Annotated in this window: 16 protein-coding genes, 1 tRNA gene and 1 pseudogene; 14 read left to right on the top strand and 4 right to left on the bottom strand. The window is 61.6% G+C overall.

Annotated features, from left to right (window positions below; genetic code table 11):
• Positions 1-191: 191 nt before the first annotated feature.
• Positions 192-2,486, bottom strand: coding sequence for a glycoside hydrolase family 65 protein (locus tag HRF45_13940; GenBank protein ID MEP0767621.1), 2,295 nt, complete (start codon positions 2,484-2,486; stop codon positions 192-194).
• Positions 2,487-2,595: 109 nt separating this feature from the next.
• On the opposite strand from HRF45_13940, the gene HRF45_13935 reads away from it, so the two are divergent.
• The 12 genes from HRF45_13935 to HRF45_13880 all read left to right on the top strand — a co-directional run bounded on the left by HRF45_13935 (position 2,596) and on the right by HRF45_13880 (position 14,894).
• Positions 2,596-3,684 carry a Nif3-like dinuclear metal center hexameric protein gene (locus HRF45_13935; protein ID MEP0767620.1) on the top strand — a complete coding sequence of 363 codons (1,089 nt, stop codon included), beginning with the start codon at positions 2,596-2,598 and terminating at the stop codon, positions 3,682-3,684.
• 163 nt (positions 3,685-3,847) lie between these two features.
• Positions 3,848-6,259, top strand: a complete 2,412-nt coding sequence (locus HRF45_13930; protein ID MEP0767619.1) for a hypothetical protein — start codon at positions 3,848-3,850, stop codon at positions 6,257-6,259.
• A gap of 34 nt (positions 6,260-6,293) precedes the next feature.
• Entirely contained in the window at positions 6,294-7,481 is a 1,188-nt protein-coding gene (locus tag HRF45_13925; protein MEP0767618.1) for an outer membrane protein transport protein, read from the top strand.
• Positions 7,482-7,511: 30 nt separating this feature from the next.
• On the top strand, positions 7,512-8,858 hold the full coding sequence (locus HRF45_13920) for a caspase family protein (protein ID MEP0767617.1): 1,347 nt from the start codon (positions 7,512-7,514) through the stop codon (positions 8,856-8,858).
• Positions 8,859-8,932: 74 nt separating this feature from the next.
• Positions 8,933-9,805: a hypothetical protein gene (locus tag HRF45_13915; protein ID MEP0767616.1), complete on the top strand. Its 873-nt coding sequence runs from the start codon at positions 8,933-8,935 to the stop codon at positions 9,803-9,805.
• A 198-nt stretch (positions 9,806-10,003) separates the two neighbouring features.
• Positions 10,004-10,171 carry a hypothetical protein gene (locus HRF45_13910; GenBank protein MEP0767615.1) on the top strand — a complete coding sequence of 56 codons (168 nt, stop codon included), beginning with the start codon at positions 10,004-10,006 and terminating at the stop codon, positions 10,169-10,171.
• Positions 10,147-11,073 (top strand): hypothetical protein, encoded by a 927-nt coding sequence (locus HRF45_13905; GenBank protein ID MEP0767614.1) that lies wholly within the window; start codon positions 10,147-10,149, stop codon positions 11,071-11,073. Before HRF45_13910 ends, HRF45_13905 begins: the two co-directional genes overlap by 25 nt.
• A 141-nt stretch (positions 11,074-11,214) precedes the next feature.
• Positions 11,215-11,300 (top strand) — tRNA-Leu (locus tag HRF45_13900).
• A 461-nt stretch (positions 11,301-11,761) separates the two neighbouring features.
• Positions 11,762-12,436 carry a metal-dependent transcriptional regulator gene (locus HRF45_13895; GenBank protein MEP0767613.1) on the top strand — a complete coding sequence of 225 codons (675 nt, stop codon included), beginning with the start codon at positions 11,762-11,764 and terminating at the stop codon, positions 12,434-12,436.
• A complete protein-coding gene (locus tag HRF45_13890; GenBank protein MEP0767612.1) occupies positions 12,426-12,680 on the top strand; it encodes a ferrous iron transport protein A in 255 nt (84 codons plus the stop codon). The genes HRF45_13895 and HRF45_13890 overlap by 11 nt, the downstream gene beginning before the upstream one ends.
• Positions 12,673-13,482 (top strand): 50S ribosome-binding GTPase, encoded by an 810-nt coding sequence (locus HRF45_13885; GenBank protein ID MEP0767611.1) that lies wholly within the window; start codon positions 12,673-12,675, stop codon positions 13,480-13,482. The genes HRF45_13890 and HRF45_13885 overlap by 8 nt, the downstream gene beginning before the upstream one ends.
• Positions 13,483-13,499: 17 nt before the next feature.
• Complete coding sequence (locus tag HRF45_13880) at positions 13,500-14,894, top strand: ferrous iron transporter B (GenBank protein MEP0767610.1); 1,395 nt, start codon at positions 13,500-13,502, stop codon at positions 14,892-14,894.
• 73 nt (positions 14,895-14,967) lie between these two features.
• On the opposite strand, the gene HRF45_13875 is transcribed toward HRF45_13880, so the two are convergent.
• Positions 14,968-15,429 (bottom strand): hypothetical protein, encoded by a 462-nt coding sequence (locus HRF45_13875; GenBank protein ID MEP0767609.1) that lies wholly within the window; start codon positions 15,427-15,429, stop codon positions 14,968-14,970.
• 167 nt (positions 15,430-15,596) lie between these two features.
• Entirely contained in the window at positions 15,597-16,061 is a 465-nt protein-coding gene (locus HRF45_13870) for a hypothetical protein (protein MEP0767608.1), read from the bottom strand.
• A 555-nt stretch (positions 16,062-16,616) separates the two neighbouring features.
• On the opposite strand from HRF45_13870, the gene HRF45_13865 reads away from it, so the two are divergent.
• Positions 16,617-17,942, top strand: a complete 1,326-nt coding sequence (locus HRF45_13865; protein MEP0767607.1) for a M28 family peptidase — start codon at positions 16,617-16,619, stop codon at positions 17,940-17,942.
• A gap of 64 nt (positions 17,943-18,006) precedes the next feature.
• A complete protein-coding gene (locus tag HRF45_13860) occupies positions 18,007-19,320 on the top strand; it encodes a M20/M25/M40 family metallo-hydrolase (protein ID MEP0767606.1) in 1,314 nt (437 codons plus the stop codon).
• On the opposite strand, the pseudogene HRF45_13855 reads toward HRF45_13860, so the two are convergent.
• Positions 19,292-19,453 (bottom strand): annotated as a pseudogene (locus HRF45_13855) (hypothetical protein). The gene HRF45_13860 and the pseudogene HRF45_13855 overlap by 29 nt on opposite strands.
• Between the last annotated feature and the right edge of the window lie 35 nt (positions 19,454-19,488).

Below are 19,488 nucleotides of genomic sequence, written 5' to 3'. Positions count from 1 at the left end.
GGACGGCGATGCCACGTTCGCGAGCCGATTCCGCCTGCTGACCCGGTGGCGTTGTGGGTGGGGGGTATCTGCGCACCGTGGACAGCCCTCCCGTCACGCTTCGACGGGCTCAGTGTGACGAAGAGAAGCACGGCGATGACGTGACGCTAGCAGCTTCCACAAAGGGGTGGCAGCACACGTCGGGAACCAACCTATGGCAAAGCGAACTCATACTGCCTGCCAGACTCCAAGCGTCGCGGTTGTCCACACACGGTCACCATGAGCGGGCTCCCACCGCCGACCTCGACACTCACCGCATCCTGTGTCGCCCTAACACGCAGCCACGTCCCGAGATAACAGATGCGGAACGACAGCGAGGTCCAGTGCTTCGGCAGTCGCGGCTCGATGGATAGCCCGCGCTCGGACAGAGATACCCCACCGAAGCCGGACACCGCCGCCAACCATGCGCCGCCCGACGCCGTGCCGTGAATCCCATCGTTCACATCGTGACGACCCGTCAGCGATTCGTCCAGGTCCTCGCCCGCGCTGATCATGAACTGCTCGTACGCATAGTCCATGTCACCTATCAGCTTTCCCATGATCGAGTTGATCACGAAGCTCATGGAGCTGAAGTTCATGCACCGCTCTTTGTAGTACTCGTAGTTCGCGCGCAGTACCTTCTCCGGGAACTCGTCTCGGAACATCACGAGCGCCATCACCACGTCCGGCTGATGAATCGCCTGATAGGGGAACACCGGCGTCCACCACTCCTTGCGATGCTCCAGCAAGTTCTCCGGTATGGGGAGCAGTCGGTAGTACCCTTCATACTGCTCGATCAAGCCGCTCTCGGCATCCAGGAGGTACACGATGCGCCCGGCGACGCGCGACCACTCACGAATCTCCTCATCGCTCACACCCATCTCGCTCATGACGCGAGCATGGTCCTCGGGCCGCTCCTTCGATAGCAGTCGAAGGACGTCCACCGTCCACTCCAAGGTCTTGCGTGCCAGGATGTTCGTGTAGAAGTTGTCCCTGCTCTCGCAGTGCCCCTCATCAGGTCCTGCAACCCCCTCGAAGTGATAGCTGTCATCAGACGGATCGTAGCTGGCCCGCGACACGTAGAATCGCGAGAACTCCACTAACATCTCGATGCCCTGGCGTGCCAGGAACTCGATGTCGCGCGTAGCCCACCAGTATTGCATCAGGCTATATGCGACATCCCCGTTGATATGGATGTTAGTCAGCGTATACCGCCACCAGTAGCCCAGCTCCTCCTCGCCATACGGCCCCGCCTGCCATGCGAGCTTCGCGCCCTTCCACCCGAAGCGCTTGGCAATGGCCCGGCCAGGCTCGAGTCCCACGTGCCGGTAGTTGAGACAGGCGCGCGCGACTTCTGGCCAAGTGAACAAGAACACCGGCTCGATGTACAGGTCAGTGTCGTAAAAGACGGTGCCTTGATACCACTCACCGGTGAGTAGCTTGCATGGGATGCTCAACTTGTCACTGTGCCTCGGCGCGGCACTGATTAGGTGCATCAGGCAGAAGCGGAGATAGAACTGTGCGAGGTCGTCGCCTTCGATCTGCACGTCCATGCGTTGCCATGTAGTATCCCACCATTTGCTGTTAGCTACTAGTGCTGCGTCGTAGCCCTCGGCCCGTGCGGCACGAAGCTCGGACATCTCGTCACACGCGACGCCGTGTCTTACATCCTCTTCGCTAGCTACGGCGATGTACTTCGTCACCCGGATTGGCACGCCGACGCTCGCAGAGAGGCGATGCACCGAATAGGTTTGAGAGTCCCGGACGAAAGACTCGTCCGAATCGATTCCGGCCACCTCGGTGGCAACTGCCATACGGACGTGCTGCCCCTTCAGATAGGTGCGTGCATCCAACCTGCACACACCGGCCTCGGCCCACGCTCCCACCACCTCGTACTGCTTGTCTTCCTTCAGGTTGGAGCGGATCGTGCCGTCAACCCCGCTCTCGATCCGTACCTCCTCGCTGTAATCGAGCGGCGTGATGGTGTAGCGAAGGTAGGCGCGATGAGCGAACCGCATGTCACAGAATCGCTCCATCTCGACACGCGTGTTCCGCCCGGCCGCATCCTGAATCTCGTAATGGTAGGAGTACACGCCGCGCCGCAAGTCGTACTCCTGTCGGAAGCCGGACACAGTCCCCCGCCGAAAGCTCAGCTCCCGGTTGCCGATGAGCACTCGCAGCATCAGCGGATCGGGCAGGTTGGCGATGGACGGGTTGGGCCCCGCGTCGTCGAAGTACTTCGGGTCGAAGTGTCTCCGCTCATAGCTCACCGGGCGCACGAACGCAAAGTAATCGGCGTGTCCGAACACCGCCGCCACGAAGGTGGAGGGGTGCCTGCCGCTTCGATTCTCCAGCAGGTTGCCTTTGAGCGCGAGATAGCCGTTGCACACGGTGAAGACGGTGTTGGCGCTCTCGATGGCTTGCTCGGAAGGGTCGGTCTTGACGACGGTCCACGTGTCGCGCTGCATAGGGGAACCTCCGTGCACTTTGTACCCTCGTGATGTTCTGGCTCCGACAATGGCCCTACATCGCGGGCGCGCTCGTCCGTGTGGGACAATCGGTGTCGGAGAAGAGCGAATGGCGGAAGTCACGATTCGAGAGGTCGAGCAGATCATCGGGCGCTGGGCGCCACTGGATACTGCGGTGCCGGGCGACCCCGTGGGGCACCAAGTCGGCGACAGAGACCGCGTCCTTCAGGCCGTGGCCGTCGCTTTGGACGCGAGCCCCACGCAGGTGGAGAGAGCCGCGAACGAAGGTTGCGAGCTGCTCGTCAGTCACCACCCACTGATCTACCGCCCGTTGTCCCGCATAGACCCGAGCGATCCCGTCGGTCGCAGCGTTTCCCTCCTCTGTCGCCACGAGATGGCGCTCTACGTGGCGCACACCAATTGGGACGTCGCGCCCGGAGGCGTGAATGACGCCCTAGCGTCCGCCATCGGGCTGCAGAACGTCCATTCCTTCGCGGCGCACGGGGCACGTAGGTTCATCAAGTTCGTCACCTTCGTGCCGCGCCCCGACGTTCAGCGCGTGCTCGATGCCCTCTCGATTGCCGGTGCAGGCCAAATCGGTCTCTACCGCCGTTGCGCATTCTTCCATCTCGGCACCGGCACCTTCGAGCCCCTGCCCGGTGCCAATCCGGCCATCGGCGAAGTGGGCATGAGAGAGGAAGTCGAGGAGTACCGCCTCGAGACTGTGGCGCCGGAGGCAGTCGAGGGCGAGTTGGTCCGGGCGCTACGCGCGTCGCATCCATACGAGGAGCCTGCGTTCGACATTCTGCCCGTGCGTTCCGGCCCGGAAACGTTTTTGGGCCGCATAGGCGATCTGCCCGCCCCGCAAACGCCAACCGAGTTCCTCGCATCCGTCAGCCAACGGCTGACCTGTACGCCGCGTTGGCTCGGCGCTGCGAAAGAGCGAGTCGGGCGGATCGCGGTCGTCGGCGGCTCGGGGGGTGACTTCGTTGGGGAGGCTGCCGCAGCAGGCGCTGACGCGCTGCTGACGGGCGAGTTACGGCACCATCAGATTGTCGAGGCGTACGAACGAGGGCTCGGCATCGTAGACGCAACGCACGCTGCGACGGAGCAACCAGGCGTGGAGGCTCTCGCAAAGCGGCTCGAGTCGCACTTCGCGGGTCGCGTACGAGTACAGTGCTTCTCGCCATCCGAATAATCGCATCCGCTCGCCACTTATTGCCATTCACTGCGAGTAGCGGGTAAACATTGTAGGAATATGTCTGCCGACCGGCGAAGAACGCAGACTGAAGGCGTGTCTTTCCGGTCAGTGGAAGCCGATCTTGCCGGCAGGCCACCGGCACAAAAGGAGCTGTGGATCGATGAGCAAAGGAATGTTCAGGGCGGTCGTCCGCCTCCAGTGGCTGCTTGCGCTTGTGATGTTGCCTGGAGTGGGCCTCAGCGTGCCCTCGGTCACCATCAACTCCCCAACCGGCACCGGCACGATCGGTGGAGACGTGCGCGTCAGTTTCACGCTGAGCGGCGGTGTCGGCCTCATGAACTGGGTGGTGGAGGTCCGCTCCACCGATGCGGGCTTAGGCTATACGAACGTCGCGAGCGGCACTGCCACCAACAGTACGGTGAGTGCCACGTGGAGCTCCGCGGGAGGTGGCTTCCCAGACGCGAACGATTATGAGATCCGCGTAACCGCCACAGACACCGTGCCTTCGAGTGGACAAAACTCCGTCACCGGCGTAGTCCTCAACAACACCACGTACATTCGGCTGGACAACCCGACGGACAGTGCGACCGTCGGGGGATTGGTTCGTGCGGTCGGCGCCGCCGGCGACAGTTGGACACTCCGCTGGGACGGACTCACGAACGCCGCCACGGGCTCCGCCGGGAACATCAACAACGATCTGAACTCGACGACCCTTTCGGACGGGCCCCACACCCTGGTCCTCACGGTAACGAACCAGTTCGGCGATGTCAGCACTCTGACGCGAGCACTGGCCGTGCGCAACAACGTGGACCCGGTCGTGAAGATCACGGCACCGGCCGAGAACGCCGGTGTCAAGGGCACAGTCAAGATCACGGGCTCGGCACGTCATCCAGACGCCACCGCGTCCGTCACATTGCGGACCGATCTAGGGGCCACGCTATATAGCGGGGTGGGCCCCACCCACACCATCAACGTGGACTGGGACACGGTGGCGCAAGGAGTTCCCGATGGGTTACGTACGCTGACTCTCCTGCTCACAGACGCATCCGGCAACGAGAACCGTGCCGTCGTGAATGTCACCGTAGATAACACCGGACCGCAGGTCTCCTTCAGCGTGACTCCCACCCCCGGTGGCTTCGGAAAGGGAACGCTAGATATCTCCGGCACGGTGACAGACACCAACCTAGACCGATGGAACATTACGGTGGACGGTGGTACCTCGGGAGTCTTCCCCAACTCCGGCACCGAGAGTGAGATCTCGTCCAAGTGGAACACTCAGCTGTACTCGGAAGGGTCTCATGTGGTTCGCGTCGTAGCATTCGACAAGTCCGGCAACCAAGGGTCCAGCCAGGTCACCGTTATCACCGACAACATCAAGCCCACCGCAAGCTTGACTTCGCCCGCCGCGAACACCGTCGTCAAAGGCGGCAACATCGTGATCGAGGGAACTGCCTCCGATGCGAATTTCGACCGCTGGGAGTTGGCGGTGGACGACGGTACCACCGGCCTCAGCAACCCGTCCGGTACGACCAACACCGTCAGCTCCAACCTAGATACCTCGTCCCTCGGCGAGGGGAAGCACGAGATTAAGCTGACAGCCTTCGACAAGGCGGGGAACACCCAAGAGGCGATCGTTAGCTTCGACATAGACAAGATCGCCCCCAACGTGGACCTCACCGCGCCTCTCGCCGATGCGTTCGTGCGGGGCATCGCGCCGATCACCGGGACCGTCATCGATTCCAACCTCGACACGTGGACCGTTCGGATTGATGGCGTGGTGGACATCCCCAACAATACCGGCACCACTGGTTCGATCAGTGTGGATTGGGATACTCGCGTCCGAGTGGGAGGCGTGCGGCGATTCCCGGACGGTCCTCACACGATAGACGTTACCGCTCGTGACAAGGCCGGCAACGTCGCGACCCTCGTCCGCAACATCAAGGTGGACAACACCAGTCCGTCCATAGAGAATATCCAACCCGAGGCTGACTCCTTTGTCGGCGAAAGCGTTCTCATCACCGCCAACGTCGTCGAGCAGAACCTCGACAAGTGGACGGTCACAGTAGACGGCGAAGAACTTGACGGAGGCACCGGCAACTCCTCCGGCATCGAAGTGGATTGGTTCACTTCGACATACAGCGAAGGAAGGCACACGATCCAAATCGTGGCGACGGACAAGGCGGGTAACACCGACACGAAGACGGTGTCGGTAACGATAGACCGAACCGCTCCTCAGGTGTTCATCCGCTACCCGTTCAACAACTTCGTCGTAGCCCCGAACACGAATCTGCTGATCGTCGTGGACATCACTGACCTGAGCGACCTGAGCGTGGATGAGGACTCGGTCTCGGTGGTGCTCCGCGGGCCGCGCAACAACGTAGTTGCCAAAGCCGACAAGCTGTCTTCGACTCGGCTCGCCGCCGGCAACGGGATCCGCTGGACCGGACAGCTCAACGTAGGCAAGGGCGGAGGCAAGGTCGGCGATAAGTTTACTATCGAAGCAACGGCCATGGACAAGGCTGGGAACGGCCCTGCTACCGCGAAGAAGACCATCTTCATTCGATTCCAGTAGTCAGGACCGTACCGCAAGGAGGGAGATGAACAGGATGAAGCGAGCAAGGATGCTGAAGCTGTTTGGCATGGCAATGTGTGTAGGAGCAGTAGCCGTGCCAGCGCAGAACCCGGGAGACACCGTGAACTCCCTCAGCATCGGCGGGCGCGGCTTTGGCATGGGCGGCGCATTCGCCGCGATTGCAGATGACGTGACCGCAGCTGCTTGGAACCCGGCGGGCCTCGCGTATCTCACTCGCCCGGAGTTTCAGGTCGTCATGCGCACGATGCCGAGCTACGACACTATTCAGTCGGGCAACGCGATCAACCCCACCGAGCGTACCTCGGGAAGTGCAGGGGCACAGCAAGCCGGCTTCGTCGGGCTCGCAGTCCCGCTAAAGAATAGCCGCCTCGGTGGAAACGGGACACTCGGCCTGGCGTATTGGCGAGGGGGGTTCTATGAGGAAAGCGTCTTCGCCGCGAGGCTGACCAGCGGCGATCCCGACAGCAACCTGGAGATCCGACCACGCGAGCAGAACACCCGCCTAGTCACCGACTTCTTTACGCTCTCCTACGGCTTCAAGGCCGGAGGTGACATGAACATCGGGATCGGAGTGGTGTACGCGCAGCAGAAGCTGGACTATTCGCTCAGCGAGACCATCGTGGACCCGGCCAACCCGAACGACCCGCTCGGAGTTACCGAAAACCAGTTGAACGAGACGGGCACCGGAGTCGGAGGCCAGATAGGCGTCATGGCGCCGTTCGGCGGTGGTAAGGGTACGTGGGGCCTTACGTATCGAAGTGAGATCAGCTTGCAGAACTATGGCGCAGGCGACACCTTCGCAGACAAGATCCCCGCTCGGTTCTCCGCATCGGCCAGCTACTTGCTTGCCGAAGTCTCACGCGGCTCCTACCAGGACTTCCTCGTGGGTGCTGCGCAGATCGACCACTACACCAAGGCGAACACGGGGCTGTCGGACGCACGTGCCGAGACCACGAACTTCGGGCTCGGCCTGCAGTACATGATGTCCATGCGCGGCTTCTCGCTTCCGATCCGCATCGGCTTCATGACCAACAAGGCCGCCAACGGCGTCCGCTTCGCCGATGAGGACCTGTTCACATTCGGCCTCGGCTTCCGACCCAATCGCGGAAACTGGAACCTCGACCTCGATTTTGCTTCGTCCAGCAAGCGAAGTGGGATGGACTTCAGCCTGTCGTTCGCGTATCAGTTCGGAGAGGAATAGCGGTTTGAAGAGCCGCGGGCGGTGATCACGATGGGTGCGCGTAGACTGCTGACGCTGATCTTGGTGCTCGTGCTGGCGCTGCCGGCGGCGGTGTCTGGTCAAGAGCCTTGGGTTGCTCCCTACCTCGAAGGCCTGAAGGCCGCCAAGGAGAAGGATTGGGGCACGGCACGTGGAGCCTTCGAGGCTGCCATAGCCATTCGAGCCGAAGACTCCGGCAGCCAGGTTTGGTTCAAGCGAGGGCCTACCCAGCGCGACCTTTGGCGGGGCGGGGCGCCCTACACCCCCAACTTCGCCGCGGCGTATTGCACCTATCGCCTGGCAGTCGAGAGCGGAGACGGTGCCGTGGCCCGGTCGCACTATGAAGACGCTGCGAAACGTTTGGCTGCCCTGCTTTCCAAAGAGCAGTTCGCTCCGCTGATCTACTCCCTACTTGTCGCGTCGTACACGGCGATGGGCGATGAGGCCAAGAAGACCGAAGTCCTCTCCGATTACGCCCAGAAGCGAGCGGCCAATCTGCTAAAGGTCCGAGTCGATACCGAGTTCGTGCTCCCCGAAGACCTCGCCGCGACGAAGAAGTTGAACGGTACGCCGCAGACCGGGAGCGGGGAAACCACGGGGCCGAAACCCGCTGTGCCGAGCGACCTGGCCACGGCGGGACCCGTGCCGTTCAACCCCCTCAAACACGCGATTCTCATCGGCAACTCGCGCTATCACGGCTCCATCGGCGACGTGCCCAACGCCATCAACGATTGCTACCTCATGCGTGATGCGCTGACGAAGCACGCAGGCTATGACCCCGCGAACGTGGTGATCCTGGCCGAACCGACATACGAGGAGATGCTGGCCGGCGTACAGCAATTCGCCGCCAAGCTTCCCCCTGGGGCCATCGTCTTCTTCTTCTACACGGGGGCAGGCAGGGTCAACACGGCCGACAAGGTGGACTATCTGATCCCCAACGGCGCACCCAATCGAGACGCATTCAGTTCCTTCGTTCGAAAGAACGATCTCCTGTACATGTTCGTAGGAAAGGCGGAGAGGACGATCGCGGTGTTTCAGGTGGATCGGTTGCAGGAGCCGAACGGCATGTGCTTCGGCGACGATCTGCCTGTCGGAGGTTCGATCGCATACGTGCGAGCCTGCATGACCGGCGAGCGGTGTCAGACGAAGCTGACCGCGAGCGGCATCAATGGCCTCTGGGCTTCTGCCGCGGCCTGGGTTCTGGAAAACCGGATGCGGGGCCCGCGGATCGCCATAGAGAGCTTTTGCTGGGAGATACTCGACCGCGTGCTGTCTGTGAACACGGGGGCGAGGGCGGAGTCGCGTCAGACGCCGTTGCTCCCGAACTACTCGCTGCTCTCGCAGGACGCAACGTTCTGATACAGCCGGCGATGGTCCGACCCGAAGGCTGAAGGTCGAAGTCGCTCGACCGCATACTTAACCCATGAGGCGCTATGCACAGCATCGCTGACCACTCTGCATCCAGAGCGGCGGTACGCCGGCTGGCAGGGGACCGAGCCGAACGCTACCAGCGCGAGGTCCTGCTGCCCAGCCTCGCACGCCTCACGGGCGCTTCGGACCCCACCTTGCCCAGCGTTCTGGATGCCTGCGACAGCTCTCTGGCCGTGGTCCGCGCGTTCCTCGGGCATTATGCCTTCTCCAGACGCGGCGCGGTGGGTGACAGCTATGCCCAGATCGCAGTCCAGGCTTTGCAGAACCGTTTCCCGTCCCAGGAGGCCTTCGAGCGTGCAATGCGCGCCGCCGAACCACCCTCTATGTGGGAGGCGATGTTGGAAGAGTGTGAGCGCCGCAAGAAGAAGCCGAACGAGCAGCTCAACCGCTGGATGCTGGATGGCCTGCTGGCTCTAGTTCATGCGATCTACCGTGAAGACGACGTGGGAAATCTGTTCCACTGGATGCGCGACCGGGTCATCCAGACCGAGCAGGTGCACACCGTTTTCGATGCAATCGTGGACATCCGGGGCGTCGGACCGAAAATCGCTTCCCTGCTTCTACGCGACCTGGCGTGGCTATACCGCCTGGAAGATCGCATCGCCCCGGTGGACCGCCTGTTGCTCCAACCGATTGACGGCTGGACGAGGCGCATCGCCGACCTTCTGTCGGAAGAGGTGTCCAGCGAGACCACCCCGGATTGGGTGATTGCTGGAAAGCTGTCGAAGATCGCTCGGCGCAGCGGCGTCTCCGGGGTCGCCCTGAACATGGGCATTCAGTACTTCGGCTCCATCGAGGTCCGAATCGTGCACCACCTCCCTCGCGCCTTTGCCACCCTCGCCGAGACCGACTCCCACTCCTCCGCCATCGGCTAACCAGCGCGTCCCAGCCCCCCGTGCCCCTTCCCAAGGGAGAAGGCTGGGGTAAGGGTCGCAGGAGTCAAGCATAAGTTTGGTAATGCTAACCACTAGAGTAATAGGCAAGCCGGTGAACCTTTTCGGCTTGCGAACCGTCAATGGGTTAGCGGCGGGCACAGCCACCGCCGCGCGGTAGACGCGGTCTCGCAGCGGGTCATGGTGGACGGAACCGACTACTACACCCAGATCTATCCCGCAAACCGTGACTATAACAACACGACCTTCGAGATCAAAGGTGTGGACGAGCAGGGGGTCCGTTTTGGTACCACTATTACGAGCCGAACGGACGCGGGTACGAGGTGTTTCTGGGGACGACGCAACTGAGCCCGCCCGGCTACGGTGCGGTGGCCGGAATAGAGCTGGAAGATATGAACCGAGACGGCGTAGTAGCGTGGAGCGCTTGGAGCAGCGTCGGCACCCGTCCTGTTCACGACGTGTATCGGAACGACGTGAATCTATCGGAGCCAGTGCTGGGCCTCTATAGGGAGGTCACCTACCATTCGCGGGTCAACGCGCACGGCGACGTGCTGTGGTCCGGCTACGGACCCAATACCGGCGGTAAGGACCACCTCTTCCTGAACCAGACCTCACTGACAGCCGGCTTGGTGGATGGCCACCGGGGCATTGATGTAGAGGGCCTCAATGACCGCGGAGACTATGTGTGGCTGCTGATTGACGGAGCCGGGAGTACGCACCTCTATCTGAACCGGGAGAATCTTTCTCGCAAGGTTTTTGGTACCAAGCCCTATACCGTGTTCCATCTCGCGAATCGCCTCAGCGAGGCAGGTGACGTCCTCTGGGCTGCGGTAGACAAGACCACCGACATCGCCATGCTGTTTCTCAACGAGACGGAGATCTCGCACTCCGTGCTCGGCATAGACCCCGACTGGCCCTATACGACGGTCGGCGCTGCCTTTGGGTTCGATGCGCGGGGCAACTACGTGTGGTCCGGTACGGGGCCCAACACCGGCTATGCGTACCACACCTTCTTCAACGAGTTCGACGTCTCTCTCGACGCGATCCCGTCCGGAGACATCTATCACAGCCAGCCGCTCGCACTCAACAGCAGGGGGGACCTGTTCTGGGGCGCGATGCTGAACGATGGTTCCATCTGGTTGTACCGGTCCCGCCTCGTCTGCGAGCCACACACGGCGCTCGGACTCCTGCTCCTGCCGCTGCTAAGGCGGCGCAGGCGGTCGGGTGGACGGGTGGACGCCGGGCTGTAACGCGCCGCACCGTCGAATCCTTTCGGCTTCCCGCTGAAGAGGGAGGGAAAGGCGAGCGGAACGTAGCCTCGCCGTCCCGGCGATGGCCCGGCGGGGGTTCGAGACAGCCCGCCCCTCGGGTAATCTGATCGCGCTAGAACCGGGCGAGTGGCGGAATTGGTAGACGCCCTGGATTTAGGTTCCAGTGTCCACAAGACGTAGGGGTTCGAGTCCCCTCTCGCCCACCAACGTCTCTGCCAGTACCTCAGCTCAGCTTCCGCCGACACGGGCACAGGAGCCTCCGCTGCGGTCGCTGAGCACCCCGCAGCATCTCGCACCCCTCTGCTATCTCCGCGGTCCCTTTGCGAACTTCGCGTGGTAGCCCGAGCCTTACCCTTGCGATGCCCTGCGGGTCCTGATCTGCTCAGGATTGCGGGTTTGGGTCTCACGTGGAGCCATCGAGGTTCGGCAACAAGCGGCGAAGGGTCGCTGCCTGTGCTCGCTGCAGTAGGGTGAGGGATGCGAGGATCGGGAGCTAGTGGTCTGCCTGGGCTAGCGCCGCGGCGCTCACGAGGCCCTTGGCGGAGGCCGCGACTGCCGGTCGCAGGGCTGACACGGCGGCAACCAATTCGCGGCTAGGAAACTTTATATCAGCCACTTTGGTATAATAAAAATAAACCATGGTTGATCCATACCAGTGAAGCATCGAATGACACAGTCGTCGCCATCGCCTGCCGTTCAGGACTACGTGAAAGCCATCTACAAACTCGAGCGCGTGGGGGGCAAGGTCTCGACCGCGAAGGTCGCCGAGCGTCTCGGTACCTCTCCGGCAGCCGTCTCCAAGATGCTGAAGACTCTTTCACAAGCCGGCCTGGCGCATCACAAGCCCTACATGGGGGTGCGCCTGACCGCACGAGGCGAGGCAGTCGCCCTAGAAGTCATCCGCCACCACCGCCTCTTGGAGCTGTATCTCCACGATGTGCTCGGCTACTCTTGGGACGAGGTGCACGACGAAGCCGAACGTCTCGAGCACCATATCTCTGAAGAGTTCGAGGCGCGCATTGACCGCCTGCTCAACTATCCGACCATAGACCCGCACGGCTCGCCCATCCCCACCACGGATGGGCGCGTGGAGCCGCCGCCGGGCACACCTTTGGCCGATGCCGAGCCAGGAGACCGCCTCGTGGTCCGGCGCGTCCGCGACGACAATCCGGAGATGCTTCGCTTCTTGGCCTCGCTCGGCCTTCGTCTCGGCACGGTCCTCCGCGTGGTAGACAAGCAGCCGTTCAACGGTCCGCTCACACTCGAGGTAGGGAAGAAGCAGGTTGCTCTCGGGCGCGAGCCCGCCTCTCAAGTGTATGTGGAGGCGACGGATGGCCGGTAGTTTCACCCTCGACCGCCTGGCGCCCGGCGAGTCTGCCCGTGTCGTGTCGCTCTCCAGTGAAGGGCCGGAAAGGCGACGGCTGCTGGACCTCGGTCTCCTTCCCGGTGTCCAGATCAAGGCGAGTCTGCGGAGCCCACTCGGCGACCCGACCGCATACGAAGTGCGGGGCGCGCTGATAGCCCTACGCAGAGAACAGGCTGCGAAAATCACCGTCGAGCCGTTGGAGGTGACAGCCGATGCATGATGCGGCAACCTGTGGCACATGCAGAGCATGCGAGCCGCTCGACCTCCTTCGGTTCGGTCTCGATACTGCTGCGTACGACCACGTGATCGCGCTGGCCGGGAACCCTAACACGGGAAAGAGCACGCTGTTCAACGCCCTTACCGGACTCCGACAGCACGTCGGCAACTGGCCAGGCAAGACCGTGGTGCGAGCCGAAGGTGCCTTTCGCTATCAGGGTGCGAAGTACAAGGTAGTGGACCTCCCAGGCACTTATTCGCTGCTGTCGTACAGCGTTGACGAGGAAGTGGCACGCGACTTCATTCTGTTCGGAAGGCCGAGCGTCACGATTGTCGTGACCGACGCTACCTGCCTGGAGCGCAACCTGAACCTAGTCCTGCAGGTGCTAGAAATCACGGACCGCGCCGTGGTCGCACTCAATCTGGTGGACGAGGCTGAGCGCCAAGGCATACGGGTGGACGCCTCTACACTTTCCGAGGACCTCGGCGTGCCGGCGATCCCGATCGCAGCACGATACCGCCGTGGCCTCCCCGAGCTATTACAGGCCACTCACGCAGTTGCGACTGGGATAGCTCGGCTCTCGCCGAAGCGCCTACGCTACACCGACGATCGACTAGAGGAGGCAATCGCCAAGCTGGAACAAGAGGTTCTCCAGATATTCCCCGACCTACCGAACGCGCGATGGGTGGCACTGCGCCTTCTGGAAGGCGATGAAAGCGTGTTGCAGGAAGTACGCAACGGGACGCTGGGGCGCCTCACCCACTCCACCGCGCCTCAGAATCGCACGGAACTGAGGGTGCTGTGAGCACGGCCGACCGCGAGCTGCTGCTGGAGCGAGCGCGCGAAGCACGACAGCGCCTGGGCGATGCGCTGCACGACCGAGTTACCGAGTCTCTGTACTCCGAGGCTCGACGGATCGCCTCTCGAGCAGTATCCGTTGGCGGCAAACCCGATCTGCTCAGTCGTAGGTTGGACTCGCTCTTGACGAACCGCCTAACCGGTTTTCCGGTGATGTTCCTGCTCCTCGTCGGTGTCTTCTGGCTGACTATCGCGGGGTCCAACTTTCCCTCGGCGCTCCTCGGCACCCTTACCACGGACACCCTCTACGGCATGCTGCATGCGGGAGCGGACCGAATTGGTGCTCCGTGGTGGCTCACCGGGCTGCTCATCGACGGCGTGTACTTGGCAATGGCCTGGGTTTTCAGCGTGATGCTTCCTCCGATGGCCATCTTCTTCCCGCTTTTCACGCTGCTCGAGGACTTCGGTTACCTTCCTCGGGTCGCATTCAACCTGGATAGGCTGTTCAAAAGCGTGGGAGCGCACGGCAAGCAGTCGTTGACGATGATGATGGGCTACGGGTGCAACGCAGCAGGCATCGTTTCCACACGCATCATAGACAGCCCTCGTGAGCGGTTGATCGCCATCATTACGAACAACTTCTCGATCTGCAACGGGCGTTGGCCTCTGCTGATCCTCATGGGCACGATCTTCTTGGGGGCGGCTGCGCCTCCCGCACTCGCGTCTCTGATCGCCGCCGGAAGCGTGGTGGGCATCTCACTTCTGGGCGTGGTCTTTGCCATGGGCGTATCGCTCTTCCTTTCGCGGACGTGGCTGAAGGGTGAAGCGTCGGCATTCAGCCTGGAGCTCCCGCCATACCGTCCACCGCGCATCCTTCAGACCCTCTACACCTCTCTCATAGACCGCACGCTCATCGTGCTGAAGCGGGCAATGATCATGGCAGCACCCGCGGGAGCCGTGATCTGGCTGATCGGTAACGTGCACGTCGGCAGCGATTCGCTCGCGGCGCATCTAGTCAACCTGCTAGACCCCCTCGGACTCGCCATAGGATTGAACGGAGTGATCCTATTGGCCTACGTGGTGGCGATACCAGCGAACGAGATCGTCATCCCGACCATCATGATGCTCACGCTGACCCTCGCGAAATCCTCGCTGGCGTCGGCGGGAGTGATGACGGAGTTCGAAAGCGTCCAGACCCGTGAGATACTGACTGAAATAGGGGGCTGGACGGTGCTCACCGGATTGAACCTGATGCTGTTCAGCTTGCTTCACAATCCCTGCAGCACGACGCTGCTTACCATTTGGCAGGAGACCAAGAGCCTTAAGTGGACCGCCGTGTCTGCTCTGTTGCCCCTTGCGCTCGGCTTCGCGGTCTGTTTCCTAAGCGCACTGGTTGCCAGGGCCATCTGGTCGCTCTGAGGACAGCCCTTCGAGGAAGATCGAAAGGCCGACCCGGGGGATCGGCCTTCTAGTCCTCCAACAGGTTGCAGTACTATTCGCCGCCGTTGGGCAATTCACAGAGAACGGAAACACCGCCCCTCGTGAACACTCCCCAGCGGTCGTAGAGCAGCGTGCCGCTGATCGGGTGGAACGCGGCGATCGCGAAAAGGTCCGGATACCAGACGCCGTCCTGAGCCTGCACGAGAATAACACGGGGCGTCCCGTTGACGTATCCGCGCCCCGCGAAGAACACGGACATGCCCTCGCAGAGGAACGCGTCGAAGCAGTTCATGAAGATCTCCACGTCTGCCCTCGGGTTGCGTTCCCAAGCTTCAGCGTACCTGAACGTCCCGTAGATGCCTGCCTCCGTGGAAGCGAGCCAGAACTTAGTCACGAACTGCGTGTCACGGATCGTCCGCCCTCGGCCTTCACCGTATGCGATGCCGACGGAGTTCTGTGCAAAGGCACAGGCCGCAAGCGTGAGCGCCGCGATACCGAGCAGAACCTTGTTCATTCTAAGAAACCCTCCTTCTAGTAAAGAGCAACTATGGGGGGTTGCTCACATTCGGGGGTGTAATCCCATCTCCTGTTATTCTACCACAGCTAACAAGAATACGGGCCGGGCAATAAGCCCGGCCGCTAATATTCTGTGACCTTTGCCAGCGTGGAGTAGCCTACATGCTAGTTGTCTGGACCGTTGGGCAGCTCGCAGAGAACCGAGACCCCACCCCGATTGAACCATCCGTAGCGATCGTAGAGTAGCGTGCCGCTGATGGGATGGAACGATGCGACTCCGAACTCGTCCGGGAACCAGTAGGCGTCCCTCACATAGACACCGATGATTCGCGGGGTACCATTCACATAGCCCTCGCCGAAGAACAGGGCAGCGCTGTCCTCGCACTGGAACTCCAGGAACCGATTGATCCAGACCCTGACGTTGTCCGACGGCCCTCCGCGCTGCTTGTCCTCATACGAGAAATGGCCGTAGATGCCGGCCTCGGTCGAAGCAACCCAGAAGTCCAGCCACACAGTGGTGCTCCGGTTGGTGCGAACTTCTCCCTTACCGTAGGCGATGCCGATGGAGTTGTCCGCGAATGCAGTGACGCCAATAATGAGCGTCAAGCAGCCCGCTAGAAACTTAGTCATATTCCCTCCTTCAAGTAGAGCCAAACCGATACGCACCCGCAATTGAGCGGGCACATACTTTACCTGGCTAAGTATTGTACCATAGTTATCGCTGCGGGCCAAGTGGTTTCTCGCCTTCAGGCTCGTCCGCCGCATATACAGGTAGGTTTGCGATCCGTGAACCGGCCAGGGTGGCCTCCGCCGCCTGGCAGGTCGCACAACCCCTCGGCCGTGCGCAGACCAGGTTTGCCCAATCGCGGAGGCGCAGATCGTAAGTGCGGCAAGAGCGGCAGGAAACTTGCTCATTCGTGATCACCTTCCGTCGAGAGAAGCGACCCTACGCGGCGCCCAGCGTGAACGGAGGCACAAAGTTCGTCTAGCTAAATATGATGCTACGACTTTTGCGGTGGTTCACAACCGGATTCCAGCAATCCACGTGTAGCGATAGCCGGATCAGAGTGAGATGCCCTACACCCAGACGCTCATCCGGTCGGGTGAGCACTTCGTGGCACTCATTCTGCAGGTTAACTGTTAACTCCAGAAAGGAAGAGCCAATCAAGCACGGGAGGCCGTATTGTGAGATTACTTGCTTTTGCTTGCGCACTCGGCGTTGTCGCAGCCTACGCTGCACCGGAGGACGACATCCTCGCAGGCATCTCGACTACACGCATGATGGACCACATCAAGTACCTGAGCGGCGCGACATCCAACATCAAGAGCCGCTACAGCCCAGACGCGGACACCGTCATCGCACAGAACTGGCTGGCTGCGCAGTTCCAGGCACTCGGCTACACCGTTTTCGTTCAGGACTGGGGGAAATGGAACGGATACAACTGCGCAGATAACGTGATCGCCCGAAAGGTTGGGACGAAATATCCGGGAGAGTATTACGTCATCGGTGGCCATTACGACTCCACGTCGCAGTCCCCGTGGTCGAACGCACCGGGCGCCGATGACAATGCAACCGGCACGGTGAGCGTGCTGGAAGCTGCGATCCTGCTCAAAGATTATCCCAGCGAATACTCCATCGAGTTCATCGCCTTTTGTGGAGAGGAGCAGGGCCTGTTGGGAAGCACGTATTACTGCAACAACCCGGCCGGCAGATTCTGGAAGGGCGCGATCATCCTCGACATGACAGGATACGAGACAACTCCGGGCACTCCGATGTACGTCGGGGCGACGACGAACTCTCAGTTCGCCAACTGGCTGCGCGATGTCGGAGTGGAGGTCAACCCCGGTCGGGCGATCTCGAGGTTTACGTACGCGTCTGGGGCAAGCGACAATTACCCCTTCTACCAGAAGGGCGTTCCAGAGGCCCTGATCATCGAGGGAACTCCTTCCATGATCTGGGGAGGGTCCAACCCGTACTATCACTCCACGAGCGACACCTGGGACAAAATCACTCCCAGCTTTCTGGAGGTAGGCGCCCGCATGGGAATCGCCGGCTTGGTGCGCAAGGCGATCGTTTACAACGGTGATGCCGCGGTGCTGATGTCGGAGTACTCCGGTAACCGAGCTAACGTGACCGTTGAGGTCCAGCGCCGCAATCCGGGTAGCACCACTCCACTCGAGACCTACTATGTGCAGCTCGACTCGGCCGGTGTTTTCCGCATCCCGGACGCGGTGCCCGCCGGCACGTGGGACTTTGCGGTTAAGGCTCCGGGTTGGTTGAGAGACGTCAAGGGCTCGGTCTCCATCCCGAACGCAGCAGGCATCAGCTTCACCCTGGTCCCAGGCGATGCGAACGACAGCAACTCCGTGGACATGAGCGACCTGAACGCCATACTCACCGTCTTCGGCGACGCCGGCACCGCGCACACCGACATCGACGGCAGCGGGACAGTCGACCTTGCGGACCTCACGCTCGTCCTCAGTCACTTCGGTGAGGTGGGAGACCTGTAATCACCCTGTGATGCTGCGCTCCCGCCGAGCAGCGGGAGCGTCTGTCTCTGAAAGGTCGGCTGTCATGAGAACGCTGAGCGTGCTCGTTCTTGCACTATCACTCCACACTGCCTACGCTGACCCCCTGACTGACATCGGAGGGGACGTGTCCGCAACTCGGTTGATGGACACGGTCAAATACCTGAGTGGAGCCACGTCGTCTATCGCTACTCGTTTCTCCCCCACGGCGGGCTCCGTAGCCGCTCAGAACTGGCTGAAAAATCAGTTCCAAGTGCTAGGGTATCCGACCGTCTTGCAGGATTGGGGTACCTATCAGGGGTATCCGTGCTCGGACAACGTGATCGCACGTAAGGTGGGTGTCTTGTACCCCGAGACCATCTATGTGATCTGCGCTCACTACGACTCCACCTCGAACAATCCGTGGAGCCTCGCTCCTGGTGCAGATGATAACGCAAGCGGCGTTGCAGCGGTGTTGGAGGCGGCCCTCTTGCTAAAGGACTATCCGACGGACTACACCATCGAGTTCGTGACGTTCTCGGGTGAGGAGCAGGGGCTGTATGGGAGCAGGTACTACGTCCAGAACCCGGGGGGAAGGCAGTGGGCAGGCGCGATCAACCTGGACATGATAGGGTATGCGCCGGTGGCCAACCCCTCGCTATGGGTGGTTTCCTGCACGAGCCCCTCCCCCATCGCGGACTTGGTTCGAGCCATAAGCCTATACCTCAATCCCGGCACTCCCGTCGTTCGATACACCTACCCGTACGGTGTAAGTGACAACTATCCCTTCTATCAGAACAACGTCCCCGAGTGTTTGCTGATCGAGCACGACTTCGGCGACTCGAACCCCTACTACCACAAGACCACGGACACCTGGGACAAGCTGACGGCTGAGTACCTGCGTGTGTGTGCTACGGCAGGCATAGCTTCTGTCGCCTACGCTGCGGGTGTGTCGAACGGATACGCCGCCGTGCTGATGCCGGAGTACGTGGGCTCGCGGGCCGGACTCGGCGTGGAAATGCAGCTTCGCGAGCCGGACGGCGGCCCGTTGGTGGCAACGTATGCGGTGACGCTCGATGCCGCTGGCGTGTTCCGGCTGCCGGACGAGCTTCCGCGCGGCACGTGGGACCTGGCGGTGAAGGCGCCCGGTTGGCTCCGCCGAGTCTCGGCCCACGCCGCGATCCCCAATCTGCAGGGCCTGAGCTTCACGCTGGTCCCGGGAGACGTGAGCGGAGACAACGTGGTGGATATCACGGACCTCGCGCTGCTGCTCGCCGCCTTCGGCCTCTCGACCCCCGGGGCGGACGTTGACGGCTCCGGCACGGTGGGCATCGAGGACCTCAACCTCGTCCTCATCCACTTCGGCGATACGGGGGACTAGAATGTACCCGCCCTACCGCCGCGGCCGCTAGGGCTCTTGAAGGGTAGTCGCGGACGACCCTCATGAACCGTGCCCCCACCGCGCCGTCCAGCGTGCGGTGGTGGAACGAACCTGTTAGGTTCATCCGCCAGTGCGGCGTAAGCTACCCTGAAACCTAGTAATATTACG

It is taken from the genome of Fimbriimonadia bacterium (assembly GCA_039961735.1).
Lineage (GTDB): Bacteria > Armatimonadota > Fimbriimonadia > Fimbriimonadales > JABRVX01 > JABRVX01.
This window is presented reverse-complemented; position numbering and strand designations above follow the sequence as displayed.

Excerpts from the sequence above, each read along its gene's own strand:
- HRF45_13915 (MEP0767616.1), top strand. The coding sequence starts at position 8,933 with ATGCACAGCATCGCTGACCACTCTGCATCCAGAGCGGCGGTACGCCGG.
- HRF45_13885 (MEP0767611.1), top strand. The coding sequence starts at position 12,673 with ATGCATGATGCGGCAACCTGTGGCACATGCAGAGCATGCGAGCCGCTC.
- HRF45_13925 (MEP0767618.1), top strand. The coding sequence starts at position 6,294 with ATGAAGCGAGCAAGGATGCTGAAGCTGTTTGGCATGGCAATGTGTGTA.
- HRF45_13895 (MEP0767613.1), top strand. The coding sequence starts at position 11,762 with ATGACACAGTCGTCGCCATCGCCTGCCGTTCAGGACTACGTGAAAGCC.
- HRF45_13875 (MEP0767609.1), bottom strand. The coding sequence starts at position 15,429 with ATGAACAAGGTTCTGCTCGGTATCGCGGCGCTCACGCTTGCGGCCTGT.
- HRF45_13935 (MEP0767620.1), top strand. The coding sequence starts at position 2,596 with ATGGCGGAAGTCACGATTCGAGAGGTCGAGCAGATCATCGGGCGCTGG.
- HRF45_13940 (MEP0767621.1), bottom strand. The coding sequence starts at position 2,486 with ATGCAGCGCGACACGTGGACCGTCGTCAAGACCGACCCTTCCGAGCAA.
- HRF45_13920 (MEP0767617.1), top strand. The coding sequence starts at position 7,512 with ATGGGTGCGCGTAGACTGCTGACGCTGATCTTGGTGCTCGTGCTGGCG.
- HRF45_13910 (MEP0767615.1), top strand. The coding sequence starts at position 10,004 with ATGGTGGACGGAACCGACTACTACACCCAGATCTATCCCGCAAACCGT.
- HRF45_13930 (MEP0767619.1), top strand. The coding sequence starts at position 3,848 with ATGAGCAAAGGAATGTTCAGGGCGGTCGTCCGCCTCCAGTGGCTGCTT.
- HRF45_13870 (MEP0767608.1), bottom strand. The coding sequence starts at position 16,061 with ATGACTAAGTTTCTAGCGGGCTGCTTGACGCTCATTATTGGCGTCACT.
- HRF45_13890 (MEP0767612.1), top strand. The coding sequence starts at position 12,426 with ATGGCCGGTAGTTTCACCCTCGACCGCCTGGCGCCCGGCGAGTCTGCC.
- HRF45_13860 (MEP0767606.1), top strand. The coding sequence starts at position 18,007 with ATGAGAACGCTGAGCGTGCTCGTTCTTGCACTATCACTCCACACTGCC.